The organism is Sphingomonas leidyi, from assembly GCF_011761945.1.
GTDB lineage: Bacteria > Pseudomonadota > Alphaproteobacteria > Sphingomonadales > Sphingomonadaceae > Sphingomonas > Sphingomonas leidyi.
Genome location: NZ_JAASQV010000001.1, coordinates 931,663 through 949,520, shown reverse-complemented (window position 1 = coordinate 949,520; position 17,858 = coordinate 931,663). Strand labels below are relative to the sequence as shown.

Genomic DNA, 17,858 nt, shown 5'->3' with positions numbered 1-17,858 from the left:
CCCCAACATCATGGGGCGCGCTTTCGGCGACATAGTAATTCCGATCGCCTTCGTCCAATCGAAAGCGAGTATCCGCCCGTCGCAGGTCGGAACGGGCCGGGGCAAAGCCTGCCCCGGCCCGCGCGGATCATTGCGCCGTGGCACCGCCCGCGACGAAATCCACCGAAGCCGAGCGCGATTCCGGCGCCTTGCCGCTTTCGGCCGGCAATTTGAGCGTCTGCACCTGCTGGCAGGCCACCTTGTCGATACCCGCACTGCCGCTCGACTGCTCGACGGTGCAGGCCGAGACCGCGCCCTGCTTGTCGAAGTCGAGATGGACTACCGGCGCCTTGGTATAGCTCGCGGGCAGCTTCTGCACGGTGATCGTCATGATGGGAGCCGGCGCGACCGGCGCCGTCTGTCCGGCAAGGGCCAGGAGGGTAGCGAGAATCATCGGATGCCTTTCATGTCTTCGGCGACTGACGCATTGCTATCACCGGCGGCGCTGATGTCCATCGCGCCACCATGGCCGGTCCGGCCCCGGGGCTATTTCGCCGCCTCGAACCCCACGATGACCATCCGGCTGTCCGGCCTCGGGCGGATCTGGGTGGAGAGATCCGGCATGGCGATCTTCGCCATCGTCTGCTCGCAGGCCACGACATCGAGCGCGGCGTCGCCCGTGCCCAGTTCCACGTTGCAGCTCCGCGGCTTGGAGCCAAAGAACACAACCCGCAGGAGCGCCGGATGGGCGTAGCTCCCGGGAAGCTCCGGCCGCCCCACGATCAGCGGCAGCGGCCTGCCGACTTCGGCGGCCAGCTTGTTCAGATCCGCGTGCCCGCCGCCCGGGATCAGCCAGAAGAAGCGGCCGTCGTAGAAGTCCGCCACGGGCTTCCCCGCGACATCGGTCGCCGGTGCGAAATGGGCACGCTTCATCAGCAGCGGACAGATGGCGAGATCAAGCATCTCATAGCCCGAGGTCCCCAGGATGTGGCAGGCGGCGGGCTCGCCCTTCGCATCCACGTCGACTCGAAACGCCACCGCGCCGACTTCGCGCCGCTGCCGCGAGCCCATCGGATAATCCCTGTCGGTGATCCAGTTCTGCGGCATCCCCCTTGGCACCGGCTTGCTCCCGCCCTCGGCGCTCCGCGCGTTCTTCGCATCCTGCACCGCCGGCGCGGGCTGCATCGCCAGCGCCGCCAACAATACCAAAAGCATTTGATCTTTCCCCCAGCTTCCCCGAAGCGGACGCCAGTTTAGCAACAGGTCCCCGCATGTCCATCGAATGCTCCCCGCTCGCGCTTCCCTTCCCCGCCCTGCCGGCCATTCCCGGCGTCACCGCGCGCGTCGCCCGGGCGCGATACAAGAGCTGGGATCGCTGCGACCTGACCTTCATCGAGCTGGCGCCGGGAACGGCGGTGGCGGGCGTGCTGACCGGCAGCAGATGCCCCTCGCCCGAGGTGGAATGGTGCCGCAAGGCGCTGCCGCTGGGCGAGGCGCGCGCGCTGGTGGTGAATGCGGGCAATTCCAACGCCTTCACCGGCAATCGCGGCCGTGCCGCGGTAGAGGCGATCGCTGCCCGCGCCGCCGCGCATCTCGGCTGCCGGCCTTCCGACATATTCGTCGCTTCCACCGGCGTGATCGGCGTGCCGCTGCCGATCGACAAGGCCGAGGCGGGCCTCGACAATGCCTTCGCTGCCCCGCCCTGCAGCTGGGAAGACGCCGCCGCCACGATCATGACCACCGACACTTTCGCCAAGGGCGCGGTCACGCGCGCGGTGGTCGGAGGCAAGACCGTCAGCCTGATCGGCATCATCAAGGGATCGGGCATGATCGCGCCGGACATGGCGACGATGCTCGGCTTCCTCTTCATCGATGCCGCAGTCGATCCGGCCTTCCTGCAGGCCGCGCTGGGCGATGCCAACCGCAAGAGCTTCTCGTGCATCACCGTGGACGGCGATACCTCGACCAGCGACACCGTGCTCGCCTTCGCCACCGGCAGTGCGGGCAATGCGGTGCTGGCAGGCGACGAGGATGACGGCGCCGACGCCTTTCGCGCCGCGCTTCAGGACCTCTGCCACCAGCTCGCCCAGCTCGTCGTCCGCGACGGCGAGGGCGCGCAGAAGCTGATCGAGATCACCGTCGAGGGCGCGGAGAGCGATGCCAGCGCGCACCGGATCGCCATGTCTATCGCCAATTCGCCGCTGGTGAAGACCGCGATCGCCGGCGAGGACGCCAATTGGGGCCGCGTGGTGATGGCAGTGGGCAAGGCCGGCGAACCCGCCGAACGCGACAGGCTCGCCATTCGCTTCGGCGCCACCCAGGTGGCGCGCGACGGCCTGGCCGTGGAAGGCTATGACGAAGCGCCCGTCGCCGCGCACCTGAAGGGCCGGGAGATCGAGATCGGCGTCGAGCTGGGTCTCGGCGAGGGTCGCGCCACCGTGTGGACCTGCGACCTGACGCACGGCTATATCTCGATCAACGCGGACTATCGCAGCTGAGCGTCGCGGTGCGGCGGGTGCCTCGCGCCGCTGCCGGCCAGGGCGGGGACGCAATCAGCAGCCCCCGCACTCCCTGTCCCGTATCCCCGCCTTCGCGGGGATGACGGGGAGAACGCGGGGAAGACGGGGAGAAATGGGCCCGCCTGCGCCGTTGCCGGGGCTTCAGGCCAGGTTCGACGCGCCCGCGGTCAGCGAGCGCTCGACCCACTGCTTGATCGCACTCTTCGGCATTGCGCCGACCTGAGTCGCCGCCGGCTGGCCGTCCTTGAACAGGATCATCGTCGGAATGCCGCGCACGCCATATTTGGTCGGCGCGTCGGGATTCTCGTCGATGTCGATCTTGATGATCTCCACCCTGTCGGCCAGCTCCTCGGCCAGTTCCTCGAGCGCCGGGGCGATGATCTTGCATGGCCCGCACCATTCCGCCCAGAAATCGACGAGCACGGGCTTGCCGGCCTCGAGAACGTCTGCGGAAAAGCTGGCGTCGGTGGTCGCCTTGGTGGCCATGATCAAACTCCTGATACGATATCGGCCGCTAATTTATGATGGCACCTCGCCGGGTCAAGCGCGCAAGCCCAAGCTTTGCTCCATATCCGTGAAGCCCGGCTTGTGCGCCGAGAGCAGATCGGCCGGCAGGAGGTGAAGCACCGGCCCCGCCGCATAGAGCAGTCCCGCCTCGATCGTGCGCCCCGGGAAGATCACCGCCAGCGCGGCGACATAGGCCGCCATCTGCCGGAGGTGATAGGGAGGAATGTCGTCCAGCGACGCGGGCGCGCGGCGGCCGGTCTTGAAGTCGATCACCCGGACATGGCCGGGCGCGACCACCAGCCGGTCGACCGTGCCCGAGACGACCAGCCCGTCCCCCACCACTGCGGCGATGGGCGCCTCGCCCAGCGAGGCTGGGCCGAACAGCTCGGCGAAGCGCGGATCCTCGGTGACTGCCAGGGCCGCGGCGACGAGCTCGGCACGCAGGGCCGGGTCGCCCACGCCCCCTGCCCCGGCCAGCCAGCGCTGCGCGGCGGCGGCGCGCTCGGCCGGCCCGACCGACGGCAACCGCTCGAAAAGGGCATGCAGGAGCCGGCCGCGCTCGGCGGCGGCGCGCAGCGCTGGCGTGGGCGGCGGATCGGCGACGGCGTCGTCACCCAGCGCGGAGGGCGCGAGCGGACGCGGCGGGCGGGCCTCTTCGGGTGCCGGGCGGCGTGCCCATCCGGGAAGCGCCAAGGCCGCGACGGGCCCCTGTTCCGGTCGGGGCCGGGCGGGAAGCGGCGCCTGGGGCTGCAATCCCTTGAACTCGCGGATATCCCCCTCGGCCACGCCCAGGGCGTCCAGCGCGGCGGCGCTGGCGGCATACCAGCTCTTCTGCGGAGGGACGCCCTTGGCCTGAGGGCCCAGGGCACCGGCCACGACCAGCCGTTCCTCGGCCCGGGTGGCAGCCACGTAGAACAGGCGCCAATGCTCGCTGAGTTCGCGAGCATCGGCAAGTTCGAGGACTTGCCCCAGCACGCCCCGCTCAGCGGCGCGGGGCCGGAAGATCGGCAGCTTTCCGGGCGCCGCGGACGGTTCCCAATGCAGGAAGTCGCGCGGGGACCGCGTCGGGTCGACCGTGGCGTCGGCAAGGATGACCAGGGGCGCCTGGAGGCCCTTGGCACCATGCGCGGTCATCACCCGCACCGCCGCCTGGGGCTGGGCCGCGTCGCGGACGATCTCGACATCGCCGCGATCGAACCAGTCCAGGAAGCGCTGCAGCGAAGGCGTCGCCAGCTTCTCGAAGTTGAGCGCCGCGTTGAGCAGTTCCTCGATCGGATCGCGCGCTTCCTCGCCCAGCCGGCGAAGCAGCTTGCGGCGGCCGTCAAGGGGCCCGGAAAGCAGTTCCTCCAGAAAGCGATAGGGGGTCGCGATGTCGGCGCGGGCAAGCAGTGCGTATAGCGGCGCGAGGCGCTCCGCAGGCTGGGTGTTGCGCAGGTGCCGCCAGAGACCGCCACGCTCGCGGACCGCCGCGTCCATCAGCGCTTCCTGGCTCCAGCCGATCAGCGGCGAGACCAGCAGCGACGCCAGCGACAGATCGTCCTCGGGCTGGAGCGCGAAACGGATGGCGGCAAGCAGGTCCTGCACCGCCAGCGGCGCGTTCAGCCGCAGCCGATCGACGCCCGCCACCGGCACTCCCTCTGCGTAAAGGCGCGCGACGATCAGCGAGGCCAGCTCGCCGCGGCGCTTGACCAGGATCATCACGTCCTCGGGCGCCAGCTTGCGGCCCTTGCTCTCCAGGTCGAGCGTGCCGATCCAGCCCTTGATCGCCCGGGCGATGTCGCCGGCGAGCTTGCGGGTGGCATCGCTCACCCACGCCTCTTCGTCGGCCTCGCTGCCGCCTTCGATGACCGGCGGCCACAACGTCACGGTGCCCGGTCCGGGCACTTCGCTGGCATGCGGCTCGACATCGGAAAGCTCGCCCATGCCCGGCATCGGCAGCGCGCCGATCGCGGCATCGACGAATTCGAGCACCGGCCGGGTCGAGCGGAAGCTGTGGGTGAGCGACAGCTCCTCCACTTCGCGCGGCGCCATGTCGAAGTCCGGATCGGGATGGATGCGCGACTTTGCCAGGAAGCGCTCGAAGGCGGCGCGGAAGAAGATCGGGTCGGTGCCCTGGAAGCCGAAGATCGCCTGCTTGTAGTCGCCCACGGTGAACAGGGTGCGGACCGTCTCCGCGCGCGCGCCTTCGCCGACGAAGAACTCGTCCGCAATCGCGCTGACGATCGCCCATTGCTGGGGATTGGTGTCCTGCGCCTCGTCGATCAGGACATGCTCGGTCGCGGAATCGAGCTTGAAGCGCACCCATTCGCCCATGCCGGGCTCGGCGAGCAGGGCGACGGTGCGGTGGATCAGGTCGTTGAAATCGACCGCGCCGAGCCGGCGCTTGGCCCGTGCATAGGTCTCGGCATAGACCCGGCCGGCTTCGAGGCCCGAAGCGAGCAGGTCCGCATAGGCGGCCTGGGTCTTCATGCCAAGCAGTTCGGCGCAGGCCTCGTAGAGGCGCATCGCATGATCGGCATAGGCCGGGTCCTGCGGTGCCTGGCCCTTGCCGAAGGAACGCGGCTCGCCCTTGGCCGTGGCCCAGATCGAATGGAGATCGGCGAGGCCGGCGGCGCGCGCCTCGGGGGATCCGGACAGCCAGGCGGCGGCGATGTCCGCGCGCTCCAGGCCGCGCGCCGTGCCCCAGTCGGCATTCATTACCGTGAGCGCGCGCAAGCTTCCGAGATCGAAGGCGTCGTCTCCGCAGCGCCGGGCGATCTCGGCATCCACGTCGCCCTCGGGCAGGCCGAGCGCCTCGCGCAGGAAAGGCTGGATCAGGATCGGCAACCCGGCGAGCGCCTCGCCTTCCCTGGCACAGGCCTTGAGGAAATCCTCGGCCTTGCCCTCGCCCAGCCGCAACGACAGCGCACCCACCGCGTCGACGATCCAGCCGCGCCCATCGCGCTCGGCATCGACCAGCATCTCGGCCAGCGCCTCGCGCGCCAGCACCGCTTCCTCGCGCTGGTCGAGCGGGCGGAAGCCGGGAACCAGCCCCGCCTCCATCGGAAAGGCAGCGAGCAGCGACTGGCAGAAGCTGTGGATCGTCTGGATGCGGATACCGCCGCCGGGCGCATCGAGCACCTTGGCGAAGAGCTGGCGGGCCTTGCCGATCATCTGCGGCGTCGCAGTCTCGCCAAGCGCGGCGAGATCGGCACGCAGGCTCCCCTCGTCGATGCGCACCCATCGCGCCAGGCGGCTCGTGATGCGCTCCGACATTTCGGCGGCGCCGGCCTTGGTGAAGGTGAGGCAGAGGATCGCACCCGGATCGGTGCCGTGCAGCAGCAGGCGCCAGACACGGGCAGCGAGCACCTGGGTTTTGCCCGTGCCGGCCGAGGCGGACAGCCAGACATGCCGCTCCGGGTCGCTCGCCCGGCTCTGGTTGCCCTTCAGCGGGTGGAGGGGACGGGCTTCAGTCACGCCGGCCATACCATTCGTCGCGGCGCATCAGCTGGTCATATTCGGCATAGGGCGCATATTCCGGCACCAGCTTGGCGGTGAAGGGCTGGTCGCCGGTCAGCCAGGCGCGCACCGCATCGGCGAAGTGATGCGCGGCGATGTCGACGAACTCCTCGGCGGGGATCGGCTCCTTCTTCTTCGGGTCGACGGGGCTGTCGACATAGCCGAAGCCGCCGGTGCGCGGCGAACGGGCGAGCGACCAATATTCGAAGGCACGCGCGACGCCCTCGATATCGGCGAACCCGCCCCGCTCGGCGATCAGCCCAAGCAGGCCGAGCTGAAGGCTGAACCCGGCCCGGACGGCCCGGGTGCTGGGCGGCTGGCCGGTCTTGTAGTCGACGATCGCCAGGCCGCCATCGGGCAGGCGATCGATCCGGTCGAACTTGCCGCGCAGCTTCACGCCGGCGAATTCGATGTCGCCGTCGAGCTCGACCGCGAGCACCTTGCGCTCCGGGTCCTCGGCGATCTGCCGGGCGATCCAGTCGATCGCTTCCATCAGCCGCGGCTGCCAGAGCGCGCGCATCATCGGATGGGTGCGCGCGTCCACCAGCATCGCCTCGGCGCGCGCGCGCAGCTTCGCCGGATCGCAGCCGTCGAGTTCGAACCATTTCTGAAGAACATCGTGCACCGCCGTGCCTCGCCACGCCGCGCTGGGATCGGCATCGACCGGATCGAGCGGCATGAGCTTCAGCATGCGGCGCGCGTAGAAGGCGTAGGGATCGGCCTTCAGGCGATCGACTTCAGTGACCGAGATCGCCTTGGGGCGGTCCTCGACCGGGGGCGACGGCTCGGGGCGCTCTGCAGGCTCATGGGCGCCCGGCCGATCGATCGCGTGGAGCCAGGCGGCGAGATCCTGGGCCCGGTCGAGGCCGCCGGCGAGCGCCTCGAGGCGCAGCCAGAAGCGCGAGGCGATGGTCGGCGCAGTGGCGTCGCGTCGCGCGCGCGTGAGCAGCACCTCCGGCGCGCCCAGCGCACCGGCAAGGTCGTGCGCCGCCAGGCCGATGCGGCGCTCCAGGCCGGGCAGGCCCAGTTCGGCGCGGATGCGCGGGGCGAGCCAGGGATCGGGCGCGGGCAGGCCCGGCCAGACGCCTTCGTTGAGGCCCGACAGGATCATCAGGTCGGCAGTCTGCAGCCGCGCTTCCAGCTGGCCCAGGATGGCGAGGCGCGGATGGCCGCCCTGGGGCGGGCGTACGGCGATCTGGTCCATCAGCGTGCGCAGCATCGGCGCAAGCGTGTCCGGATCGGCGCGGCGCGGGCCGTCCCCGGCCTCGCGCTCGAGATCGTCGAGCAGAGTCGCGGCGGCGCGGCCCTCGGCGCGGCTCCACAGGCCGTCGCCGCCCAGCGCCTGGGCGACTTCGCGCAGCGCCGCGAGCAGCTCCGGGATCGGCTGTGCCCCCCCGCCAAAGACGGTCTCGAGCGGGGCGAGCAGCACGCGGGCCGCCGGCCACCAGCGCAGGGCGGCCTGGCGGAGCGGCCCGTCCCTGCCATCCTGCTCCGCCAGATAGCGATCGATACCGGCAAGATCGGGCGCCGGGCGCGGCCCCCGCAGCGCGCGATCCAGCAGGCGAGCGCCCTCCAGCCATTCGGGCCGCGTTCCGGGCATCACCAGCGGGTGCTTGAGGAGCGTGAGCAGCGGCAATGGGGCAAAGCGCTGGGCGGCGGCATCGGCGAGCGCGAGCAGCAGGGTTCCCGGCGGCAGGATCGAGAGCGGCTGGCCGGCGGAATCGTCGATCGCGATGCCCCAGCGCGCGCAATGCGCGGCGACGCGGCGGGCGAGCGCGCGGTCGGGCGTGACCAGCGCGGCGGTGCGGCCCGGGGTCTCCAGCGTCTGGCGCAGCGCCAGGGCGATGGCCTGGGCCTCCTCCGCAGGCGTGGCGACTTCGAGGGCGCGGACGCCGTCGAGCCGCCGCTCGCGCTCGGGAAGCGTGGTCCAGCCATGAGTCAGCTCGGGTGGCTGCATCGCCGAGGCGATCGCCTTGCTGCGCGAGGGCGCGGCATCATGCTCGCTGGCGGCACGCCAGGGATCGAACTCGCTGCGGTGGACGCCCATGCGCTCGAGCAGGAGCTTGAGATGGAATTGGGGGTGGGTCTCAAGGTTGCGCCGGCGCCGGCCGGTGACGGGATCGGGCGCATGGGGCCCGAGCATGTCCCATTCGGCATCGGAGATCGCGATGGCGAGGTCGGGAAGCGCCACCATCCCCTTGGGCAACCCCGCCACCACCCGTTGGAGCCGGGCAATGGCCGGCGCGCTGGCGGTGATGCCGGCGGCGCAGACGAAGCCCGCCGGCGGATCGGCCTTCCAGCGCTTCGCCACCTTGTCGATCAGCAGGCGGCGACGGTCGGCGAGATCGATGCGGCCCAGGCGGGCGAGTTCCTTCGGCCAATGTTCGAGGACGATCTCGAACAGCTTGAGCGAACGCTCCCAATGGGCGGAAAGCTCGGGCCCCAGGTCCAGCTCCTTGAGCCGGCGGGGCGGCACTTCCTCGATGAGCAGCTGGTCGAGCGTGGCGGCGAGATCGCCGGCGAGGCGGACGGCTTCGGCGGCGTCGTGGCGGGGCTCGGCCTGCTGGATGAGACGGGCGAGGATCAGCTGGCGCTGGAGCGGCTGGACGGCGGGCGGCACGGGATCGGGATCGCCGGCGGCATCGAACACCGCCTCGTCCAGCTCGGGATCGCCGACCGCGACGAGCCGCGGCAGGAGGAGGCCGCCGCCGCTGGCGCGGACGAACGCGTCCTGGATGGCCTTCTTGGCACGGTTGTTGGGAAGCAGGACCAGCCCGCGGGCCAGGCCCATCGGGTCGCTGCCGAAGCGCTTGATCAGCCCGTTCGCGAGCGCATCCGCAAAGGCGCGGTGCGGCGGGATGGCGTAGAGGCGAAGGGCGGTGGGCATGGGCTGGGCGACCCTAATCTCCCTCTCCCCTTCAGGGGAGGGGGCCGGGGAGCGGGGGCTGTGGATAACTCCCCCTCCCGGCTTCGGCTACGCCCCGCCCCCTCTCCCCGCAAACGGAGAGCGGGAGAATCACACCGTCGCCAGCACCTCTTCGGCTTCCTTCACCGCAGACGGCGTGCCGACGTCGAACCACAGTCCCTGATGGACCACGCCCCACAGGCGCCCCTGTTCCATCGCGCGATTCCAGAACAGGTTCGTGGAGAACGGCCCCTCCGGCCAGTCGCGGATCGCGCGCGGATGGAGGATCTGGGCGCCGGCATAGACGAAGGGCGCGAGGCGGCCCGGCTTGCGGCGCTCGGTGATGCGGCCGAGCGGATCGAGGCGGAAATCGCCCTGCCCCCGATGGCTGAACGCGCGCGCCAGCGGCACCAGCAGCAGCAGCGCGTCCATCTTCTCGTCGTTCCAGGCCGCCGCCAGCGCATGGAGCGCGTCGATAGGCCCATCGACCCAGAGCGTGTCGCTGTTCACCGTGAAAAAGGGCTTGTCGCCCAGGATCGCCCGCGCCTGGACGATGCCGCCGCCGGTCTCCATCAGCTGGGCGCGCTCGTCCGAGATCAGCACTTCGATATCGCCGGCACGGGCCTTCAGATGCGCCTCGACCTGGTCGGCGAGATAATGGACGTTGACCACCGCGCGCTTGATGCCGGCATCGCGCAGATGGTCCATCGTATGGTCGAGCAGCGGCTTGCCGGCGACTTCCACCAGCGGCTTGGGGCGCGTCACGGTGAGCGGGCGCATGCGCTTGCCCAGGCCCGCAGCCATCACCATCGCCGTCTCCGGCATGGCCACGTCCGGATTGGGGCGCAGCGAATAGGTGGCGGACTGTTTCATGCGCCGGCGATGGTGAGCGGATCGCCGCGCATGTCGGCGGGGATATTGGCGTCGAACCAGTCGGCGACGGGCTTCAGCGCCGGGTGCCGCAGGTCGCGGTTGAGATAGGTCCACACGCGCGGGCACAGGCCTGGATAGCGCGGCTTGCCGTCGCGCCTCCAAAGGCGCGTGAAGATGCCCACGATCTTGGCGTTCCGCTGCGCGCCGAGCACGTGATAGGCCACGTCGAACGCATCGCCCGCGCCGGTGATGCGCTTGTAGCGATCGAGCATCGCGGTCTCCAGCGCCTCGGGCACGTCGCGGCGCGCGTCCTGCAGCAGCGAGACGAGGTCATAGGCGGGATGGCCCGCCAGCGCGTCCTGAAAGTCGAGAAGGCCCAAGGTTTCCGCGCTACCGTCGATCAGCATGATGTTCTCGACATGATAGTCGCGCAGCACCGTGACAGGCGTGTGACCCGCAAGGACGGGCGCGAGCGCCTGATCCCAGGCGGCGCGGTATCCGTCCAGATCGACGTCGAGGCCGATCGCGGGGCAATACCATTCGGGAAGCAGGGCGGCTTCGCGCTGATATTCGGCATGGCTGTAGGGCCGCAGCTCGGCCGCCGCCGGATATGCGGCGAGGCGGATGAGCAGGTCGATCGCTTCCTCGTAGAGGCGCAGTTCGCTTTCGGGCGCGGCGTCGACCGTCTCGCGCATGCGGGCGTCGCCGAAGTCCTGGATCAGGACCAGCCCCTCGGCCAGGTCCTCGTGCAGGATCTCGGGCGCGGCAAAGCCGTTGCCGGTCAGCCAGCGCGCGACATTGATGAACGGGCGCGGATCCTCGTGCGGCGGCGGCGCGTCCATCAGGATCGCGGTGCGGTCATGTTCCACCACGCGGAAATAGCGGCGGAACGAGGCGTCGCCGGCGAGCGGGCGGATCTCGGCGCCACCCCAACCGGCGGCTGTGAGGAAGTCGGGCGCCGCGGCGGGCGGATTCATGTCGGGAACCATCGGTCCTTCCATGCCGCCGGCACTTTCGCTGTCAAGGCGCGCGCGCCGTCCGGTGCCACATCCAGGGACAGCCACAGCGCATCGTGCCACGCCGCCGCCCCCAGCCGCTCGGGCCATTCGACGATCAGCAGCGAATCGATTCGGGCATCGTCGAGGCCCAGCTCCGCCGCTTCGGACGGATCGTCGAGCCGGTAGAGATCGACATGGAGCACCGGGAAGCGCACTTCGGGCGGGTCGTAAGGCTGGACGATGGCGAAGCTGGGCGACGGCGCCTCGCCCTCCAGCCCGAGCGCGGCGAGCAGCCCGCGCGCGATGCTGGTCTTGCCCGCGCCCAGCGGGCCGGACAGCGCGATCACGTCGCCGGGGCGCGCCAGCCCGGCGAGGCGGCGGCCCAGTTCGAGCGATTCTTCCGGCGAGCGCAACAACATGGCGTTCCTTTATCACCCGCACCGGGCTTGAACACTTCCTTGAGGAATATCTGCGAGAATCGGCAGCAATGGACGAGGAAGCGCGATCGCCCGCCCACCGCTGGATCGACCGGATCATCGTACCGCTATTCTTCGTCTTCTATTTCTTCAGTCAGGATTTCATGGGCGATGTCTCGCTCGAAGGGCTCGACGCCTATGTGCTCTCCGCGCCGGCGGGCAGCACGCGCGAGCAGCTCGGCGCCCGTATCGCGCATTTCAAGCATTGCTATTATCGCTCGCCCAGCTGGACGGATACGGGCGACGCGGTGGACTTCACCTATCGCGGCACGACCAGCGATGTCGGCTATTTCGTCTCGGTGAAGGTCCATTGCCCGTTCGGGGCGAACGGCACGCTGTCGAAGCAGTGCACGCGCAGCGAATGGGCGCTGATCCCGTCGGACGTCGAGGCGCAGGAGAAGCGGAGCGGCTGGCTCGTGAACAGCGCCCCGGAATATTCGAACGCCGGCACGCCGGAGTGCCCGGTGAGGGACTAGGCCTGTGCGCTCCCCTCCCTCCCGGGGAAGGGGAGCGGCTATTTCCGAGGCAGCTCCACCGTCACCAGCGTCCCCTCGCCCGGCTCCGAGATCAGCTCGATCCGGCCGCGATGCGCCTCGACGAACTGCCGGGCGAGCGGCAGGCCGAGCCCGGTAGCCCGCTCGCCGCCCCGGGCATTGCCGAACTGGGCGAACCGATCGAACGCGCCTGCCGCCGCCTCGTGGCTCATCCCCGGGCCATTGTCGGAAACGATCACCCGCGCCACCCGCTGGTTGCCGTCGAGGTGCAGCAGGACGCGCCCCTGCTCGGGCGTCGCCGCCACGGCATGGCGCAGGAGATGCTCGATCACCTGCCGGATCCGCCGGGCATCGCCGGTGATGCTGCCCGCGCTGCCCGCATCCTCGACCACCAGTTCGATCCCCTTGGCCTTGGCGAGCGGCGCCACCGCCTCGGCCGCGTTCTGCGCGGCGATCTCGATATCGACCGGAGCCCTTTCCAGCGGCGCCCCCTCGCTCTGGGTAAGGTCGAGTACATCGTCGATCAGCAGGCCCAGCCGCTCGACCGAGACCAGGATCGCCTCGGCATATTCCCCGCCGCTCGCGCTCAGCGGGCCGGCAAAGCCACCGTGCAGCATCTCGGCGAAGCCCTTGATCGACGTGAGCGGGGTGCGCAGTTCGTAGCTCATGTTCGCGACGAAGGCGGTCTTCACCCGATCGGCCGCCTCCAGTGCCTCGTTACGATCGCGCAGCGCGCGCTCGGCGCGGTGGTGATCGGTGGTGTCGAGCATCGTCACCAGGGCATTGCCGTCGGGCAAGGGCACCGCGGTGATGTCGAAATGCCTGCCATCGGCAAAGGCGATGCTGGATCCGCGCGACTGGCGATCCTGCGCGGCCATGCGGATCAGGTCGCCGATCACTTCGGCACGCGCCGACTTGGCGAGCCGGGGGCCGGCGGCGCGGACCAGCTGCTGCACCTGCGGATGGCCGTCGAGGAAAGCGTCCTCGAAGTCCCAGACCTGGCGGAACTTGCGGTTCCACAGCTGGAGCCGCCCCTTGCCGAACACCGCGACCGCTTCGGCCAGGCTCTCCAGCGTGGCGGTTCGCACCTGCTGCATCTCGCCATGTTCGCGCTGCAGCTCGAATTGCTGCGTCCGGTCCTCGAACAGCAGCAGCAGCCCGCCCTCGGGCAGCGGCTGGGCGACGACGCGCAGGTGCGTCGCCCCCAGGCTCCACGTCTCCTCGACCGCATCGGGCGCGACGAACCATTCGCGCCGCTCCGCCTTCCAGGCGGGATAGTCGCGCACCTCGGGCAGGCGATTGGCCTCGCGCATCCGATCGAGCACGCGATCGAATTCGGGCCGGTCCGCGAGCCACTCGTTCTTCACCGCGAACATGCGGCGGAAGGGCTGGTTCGAAAAGATGAGGCTGCGATCCGGGCCGAACTGGGCCACGCCGGCCGAGATCCGGTCGAGCATCGCGCGCTGGGCGGCGGCGAACCGCTTCAGGCCGCCCCGCGCCTGCTCCAGTTCCTCGATGTCCACCGCGAAGCCGGCGACGCCGCCGGTGGGCAGCGGCACGTCGTGGAGGCGCAGCATCCGGCGCTTGCCGCCGATCGTCGCCGGCATCGCCGCGGTCTGCGGTTCGCCGGTATCCCGCGCGATCGCGGCATTGGCGAGCGGCCCGCCCAGCCCCACCCCCTCGACCAGCTCCAGCCCGCGCGCCACCACGTCCTCGGCGTCCTTGCCCTCGACTGCCTCGACATAGGCCGAGTTGACCATGAGCAGGCGCAGGTCGCCGCCGCGGTACCACATCGGCATCGGCGCGGCCTCGATCAGTGCGGTAAGTGCGTCGAAGGCGGCGCGCAGGCGCGTGGCCTCGCGCTGGAGACGGTTGATCTCGGCCTGGCTCTCGGTCGCGTCGAGGAACCAGAGCACCACGCCGCCCGGTGCGTTGACTGCCTGGGGCGCCCGCTCGCCGATCACCAGCAGCGCGCGCTCCGAGCCGCATGCCCGCACGGAAAGGCTGAACGGCTTGCCCGCCTTCTGCGCGGCGGCGACGCGCACGCCGAGCGCCTCGGCATCCTCGGGCAGCAGCCCTGCCCCGTCTCCGCTCAGTTCGGCCAGTTCGCGCGGCAATTGCTGGAAGCCGAGCCAGTCGCCCAGCCGGCGCGGCAGCTCGAGCCGGCCGTCGGCGCGGACCAGCATCGCCTGGGCCGGCGATCCGCTCACCAGCGCGGAGAGACGCGCATTGGCATCGGCGATCGCGACGGCCTCGGCACGGGCGCGCAGGCCCAGATACAGCGCCCAGACGGCACCGATCAACAGCAGCGCGAGGACCGCTCCCGCGACGACCGCGGATGCCTGGGAAATATGAATCAAGCCGCGTCCCCGCGCCCTTTGCGCACTATCATGGCGCAACCATTAGGCAATGCATCGCCGGTCGGGAAGGCCGCATGCCGCCCGCGCGCGAACGAAAAGGGGCCCGGCAAGCCGGACCCCCTCGTTCTCGCGTCAAAGCGAATTGACGATCAGAACTTCACGCTCGCCGCGATGCGCGCATAGCGGCCGAGAATTCCCGAATAATAGGTCACGGTGCCGCCGCCGGCCGGCGCCGGATAGGGCGGCTTCACGTTGAACACGTTGTCGACGATCAGCTTCAGGCTGAACTGGTCGTTCACCCGGGTGCCGACCGTGGCGTTGAACAGCCACCAGTCACCCACGCCCATGATGTTGCGGGCGTTGGGAGCCTCGTCCACGTCATACTTGCCCTTGCCGAAATACTGGGCCTGGACGAGCGCGTTGAAGTCCTTGCTCTCATAGGTGAAATTGGCCGTGCCCGAATGGTGCGGATAGCCGATCTCGCCCGCAAGGTGGTTGACGTCGCCGGTGCCGACGCGCTGCTCCAGCTTGTCGCGGTAGAAATAGTTCACCGAGAGGCCGAGCACGCCCGCATTGTTGACCCCGACACGCTCCAGCGGCAGGCGATAGGCCGCGGTGACCGTGAGGCCCGAAGTCTTGTACGACGCCGCGTTGTAATAGCCCTCGCGGATCATCGTGATCTGGCCGGTGGAGTCGCGATCGACAAGGCCGCAGAAGCTGTTCGGATAGCTGGGCGAGTCATAGCAGGCGTTGAGGATGTCATCGCCGCCGAGCGAGGTGATCGCATCGGTCAGCTTGATGTCCACCCAGTCCACCGCCAGCGTGAAGCTGCGCGCGAAGCTCGGCTGGATCACCGCGCCCACCGTCCAGCTATTCGCCTTCTCGTTGCTGAGGCCCGGATTGCCCGAGACCGTCACCGGCACGGTGAAGTCGCTGTAGTTCGACGTGAAGTTGGTGGTGTCGATGCCTGCCGCCGTGCAGTTCGCCTTGCGGACGGACGGGTTCGGGCCGCTGCCGACATAGCGCGTGTCACACGGATCGCTGCCCACGTCGAAGGCCCGCGAGGTCGGGTTGAACGCCTCGGTGATGGCCGGCGAGCGGATCGACCGGGTGAAGTTGCCGCGGAAGGTGATGTCGCGGACGAAGCCGATGCGGCCGCCCGCGGTCCAGGTGAGATCGCCGCCCGAGAGCGAGTTGTGCACCCAGCGCGCCGCACCGTCGAACTCGACCGTCTTCAGCCAGCTCAAGCCGTTTTCCGGCGTGACGAGCGGCACGCGAAGTTCGCCGAACACTTCGTTGGTGTTGAACGAGCCGCTGATCGGATCGATCGGAATGATGCGGCCATATTGGGTACGCGTGCCGTCACCATTGTCATGGCCGTAATAATAGGAGCCCGGATCGAACTTGGTCGATTCACGGCGATGCTCATAACCGAGCGAAACGCTGACGTCGTTGCCGAACAGCGAGAACACCGGGCCGGTGACGTTCGCGTTGAACACCAGCTGATCGTTGGTCGAGACCGGACGGGCGATCGCGAAGATATAGTCCTTCGCGGCCTGGCTCGCCTGGCCGACGCCGAAGATGTTCAGCGGCGCGCAGGTGTTGCTGATCGTCTGGGCCGGCGAATTGGTGTAGCCCGGGCGGCACACGATGTTGCCGTTGACGTCCTGCACCGCGTCGAGCGCGTTGAAGAAGTTGTCGTTGACGATCTCGTAGTTCTTGCCGACGGTCTGCGAACGGCCGTAGTTCGCCGACACTTCCCACTGGAACTGGCGGCTGCCGAGCGAGAAGTCGCCCGCGAAGCCGCCGACGAAGCGATAGGTCTCGACATTCGCCTCGGCGCGGCCGGTGGTCAGGTCGGAAAGCGCACGCCCGACATAGAATTGGGTGGCGCCCGCCGGCAGGTTCGCCGCGATGGTCGCGCGGTCGGCGGGGTTCAGGAACGGGTTGTTGATCGACAGCAGCAGATTGCCGTCAGGCGTGCCGGCGGCATCGAACAGCGCGGTGTTGTAGTTGGGCTGGTCGATCAGGTTGACGCCCTTGTTGTGCGAATACCAGGCCTCGCCGAAGGCGCGGATATGGTCGGTCAGCTCATAATTGACCTGCGCATTGACCAGGTAGCGCTCCGAGCTCGTGAGCAGGTTGCTCTGCGCCGGCAGGTCGAAGCCGTTGCCGCCGCTGCTGATATAGCCCTGGCGCATCACGGTGCCGAGATTGAGCGGGACGAGGCGGCCATTGGGACCGAACTGGAGCAGCTGGCCATTGCCGTCGCGGATGCCCGAGCGCGAGGCGAGATAGTCGTCGTCGCTGAACGGCACGCCGCCCGAGGTGAAGGCGGTGTAGCGCTGCGACGGATAGAGCAGGCGCTGATACGGCGAACCCAGCGAGGCCGGCGGCGTGCCGAAGAAATTGCCCGCCGCGGTGATCGCCCGGTCGGCCGAGGTGAAGCCGGTGGTCTTGTTGTACTCGGCTGCGATCACGATGTTGCCGCGGCCGCCGGCGAAGTTCTTGCCGGCCAGGACGTTGATGCGCGCCTCGGGAGCATCGCCTTCCTGCGAGATGCCGTACTGGCCGCCGATCTCCAGGCCCTCATAATCCTTCTTGAGGATGATGTTGACGGTGCCCGCGATCGCGTCCGAGCCGTAGATCGGCGCACCGCCGATGGCGACGGTCTCGATGCGCTGGACCAGCGTGGTCGGGATGTTGTTCAGGTCGACCTGGCTGCCCGGCGAGACCGGGCCGAAGATGCTCGCGGTGTTCGACGAGACGAAGCGGCGGCCGTTGACCAGCACGAGCGTGCGCTGCGTGCCGAGGCCGAAAAAGTCGACAAAGGTCTGCGCCGGGCCGAACGACGACTGCGCGCCGACCGCGCTGTTGCCCGGAGGTCCGAAGGACGGAATTTCACGCAGCGCCTGGCCGACATTGGTGTAGCCGCGGGATTCGATCTGGGCAGCGCCGACCACCTGGGTCGGCTGCACGGTGTCGAACTCCGGGCGCGCGATGCGCGAGCCGGTCACCACGATCGTGCCCTCGGAAGCGGCAGGCTGATCGTCCTGCGTATCGGCGGGCGCCGGGGTCTGGTCGGCAGTCTGCGCGACCGCAGGCGTGGCGACCAAAGCGAGAGCAAGAACCGCGGCAGACGCGGTCAGCGAAAGGCGGTCGTACTGGGGGGAGAGAAAACGACGCATGCTACATCCCTTTAGCAAAAGACTTTCCCGTCCTCGGAATCGATTGTTGCTAGCCTTTGTC

12 protein-coding genes are annotated in these 17,858 nt (G+C 69.3%); 2 read left to right on the top strand and 10 right to left on the bottom strand.

What is annotated here, in order from left to right; all coding sequences use genetic code 11:
* Positions 1-127: 127 nt before the first annotated feature.
* Positions 128-433 (bottom strand): energy transducer TonB, encoded by a 306-nt coding sequence (locus FHR20_RS04730; protein ID WP_086129187.1) that lies wholly within the window; start codon positions 431-433, stop codon positions 128-130.
* Between the two features lie 92 nt (positions 434-525).
* Positions 526-1,194 carry a TonB family protein gene (locus FHR20_RS04725; RefSeq protein ID WP_167298435.1) on the bottom strand — a complete coding sequence of 223 codons (669 nt, stop codon included), beginning with the start codon at positions 1,192-1,194 and terminating at the stop codon, positions 526-528.
* 56 nt (positions 1,195-1,250) lie between these two features.
* On the opposite strand from FHR20_RS04725, the gene argJ reads away from it, so the two are divergent.
* Positions 1,251-2,477: a bifunctional glutamate N-acetyltransferase/amino-acid acetyltransferase ArgJ gene (argJ, locus tag FHR20_RS04720; protein WP_167298434.1), complete on the top strand. Its 1,227-nt coding sequence runs from the start codon at positions 1,251-1,253 to the stop codon at positions 2,475-2,477.
* A gap of 162 nt (positions 2,478-2,639) precedes the next feature.
* On the opposite strand, the gene trxA is transcribed toward argJ, so the two are convergent.
* The 6 genes from trxA to tsaE form a co-directional block, all read right to left on the bottom strand.
* The gene (gene trxA, locus FHR20_RS04715) at positions 2,640-2,984 is read right to left on the bottom strand and encodes a thioredoxin (protein ID WP_167298433.1); all 345 of its coding nucleotides are present in this window, start codon (positions 2,982-2,984) and stop codon (positions 2,640-2,642) included.
* Positions 2,985-3,038: 54 nt separating this feature from the next.
* Positions 3,039-6,470 carry a double-strand break repair helicase AddA gene (addA, locus tag FHR20_RS04710; protein ID WP_167298432.1) on the bottom strand — a complete coding sequence of 1,144 codons (3,432 nt, stop codon included), beginning with the start codon at positions 6,468-6,470 and terminating at the stop codon, positions 3,039-3,041.
* Positions 6,454-9,390: a double-strand break repair protein AddB gene (gene addB / locus FHR20_RS04705; RefSeq protein WP_167298431.1), complete on the bottom strand. Its 2,937-nt coding sequence runs from the start codon at positions 9,388-9,390 to the stop codon at positions 6,454-6,456. Before addB ends, addA begins: the two co-directional genes overlap by 17 nt.
* A gap of 129 nt (positions 9,391-9,519) precedes the next feature.
* The gene (locus FHR20_RS04700) at positions 9,520-10,281 is read right to left on the bottom strand and encodes a nucleotidyltransferase family protein (RefSeq protein ID WP_167298430.1); all 762 of its coding nucleotides are present in this window, start codon (positions 10,279-10,281) and stop codon (positions 9,520-9,522) included.
* Positions 10,278-11,258 (bottom strand): aminoglycoside phosphotransferase family protein, encoded by a 981-nt coding sequence (locus FHR20_RS04695; protein ID WP_208413507.1) that lies wholly within the window; start codon positions 11,256-11,258, stop codon positions 10,278-10,280. The genes FHR20_RS04700 and FHR20_RS04695 overlap by 4 nt, the downstream gene beginning before the upstream one ends.
* Positions 11,255-11,698, bottom strand: a complete 444-nt coding sequence (gene tsaE / locus FHR20_RS04690) for a tRNA (adenosine(37)-N6)-threonylcarbamoyltransferase complex ATPase subunit type 1 TsaE (protein WP_086129177.1) — start codon at positions 11,696-11,698, stop codon at positions 11,255-11,257. Before tsaE ends, FHR20_RS04695 begins: the two co-directional genes overlap by 4 nt.
* Before the next feature lie 68 nt (positions 11,699-11,766).
* On the opposite strand from tsaE, the gene FHR20_RS04685 reads away from it, so the two are divergent.
* On the top strand, positions 11,767-12,231 hold the full coding sequence (locus FHR20_RS04685) for a hypothetical protein (protein ID WP_167298428.1): 465 nt from the start codon (positions 11,767-11,769) through the stop codon (positions 12,229-12,231).
* Between the two features lie 38 nt (positions 12,232-12,269).
* On the opposite strand, the gene FHR20_RS04680 is transcribed toward FHR20_RS04685, so the two are convergent.
* Positions 12,270-14,609, bottom strand: a complete 2,340-nt coding sequence (locus FHR20_RS04680; protein WP_167298427.1) for a PAS domain-containing sensor histidine kinase — start codon at positions 14,607-14,609, stop codon at positions 12,270-12,272.
* Positions 14,610-14,758: 149 nt separating this feature from the next.
* Positions 14,759-17,797 (bottom strand): TonB-dependent receptor plug domain-containing protein, encoded by a 3,039-nt coding sequence (locus FHR20_RS04675; RefSeq protein WP_167298426.1) that lies wholly within the window; start codon positions 17,795-17,797, stop codon positions 14,759-14,761.
* Positions 17,798-17,858: the final 61 nt, after the last annotated feature.

Coding starts and splice junctions, on each gene's coding strand:
- FHR20_RS04730 (WP_086129187.1), bottom strand. CDS start 433: ATGATTCTCGCTACCCTCCTGGCCCTTGCCGGACAGACGGCGCCGGTC.
- FHR20_RS04725 (WP_167298435.1), bottom strand. CDS start 1,194: ATGCTTTTGGTATTGTTGGCGGCGCTGGCGATGCAGCCCGCGCCGGCG.
- argJ (WP_167298434.1), top strand. CDS start 1,251: ATGTCCATCGAATGCTCCCCGCTCGCGCTTCCCTTCCCCGCCCTGCCG.
- trxA (WP_167298433.1), bottom strand. CDS start 2,984: ATGGCCACCAAGGCGACCACCGACGCCAGCTTTTCCGCAGACGTTCTC.
- addA (WP_167298432.1), bottom strand. CDS start 6,470: ATGGCCGGCGTGACTGAAGCCCGTCCCCTCCACCCGCTGAAGGGCAAC.
- addB (WP_167298431.1), bottom strand. CDS start 9,390: ATGCCCACCGCCCTTCGCCTCTACGCCATCCCGCCGCACCGCGCCTTT.
- FHR20_RS04700 (WP_167298430.1), bottom strand. CDS start 10,281: ATGAAACAGTCCGCCACCTATTCGCTGCGCCCCAATCCGGACGTGGCC.
- FHR20_RS04695 (WP_208413507.1), bottom strand. CDS start 11,258: ATGAATCCGCCCGCCGCGGCGCCCGACTTCCTCACAGCCGCCGGTTGG.
- tsaE (WP_086129177.1), bottom strand. CDS start 11,698: ATGTTGTTGCGCTCGCCGGAAGAATCGCTCGAACTGGGCCGCCGCCTC.
- FHR20_RS04685 (WP_167298428.1), top strand. CDS start 11,767: ATGGACGAGGAAGCGCGATCGCCCGCCCACCGCTGGATCGACCGGATC.
- FHR20_RS04675 (WP_167298426.1), bottom strand. CDS start 17,797: ATGCGTCGTTTTCTCTCCCCCCAGTACGACCGCCTTTCGCTGACCGCG.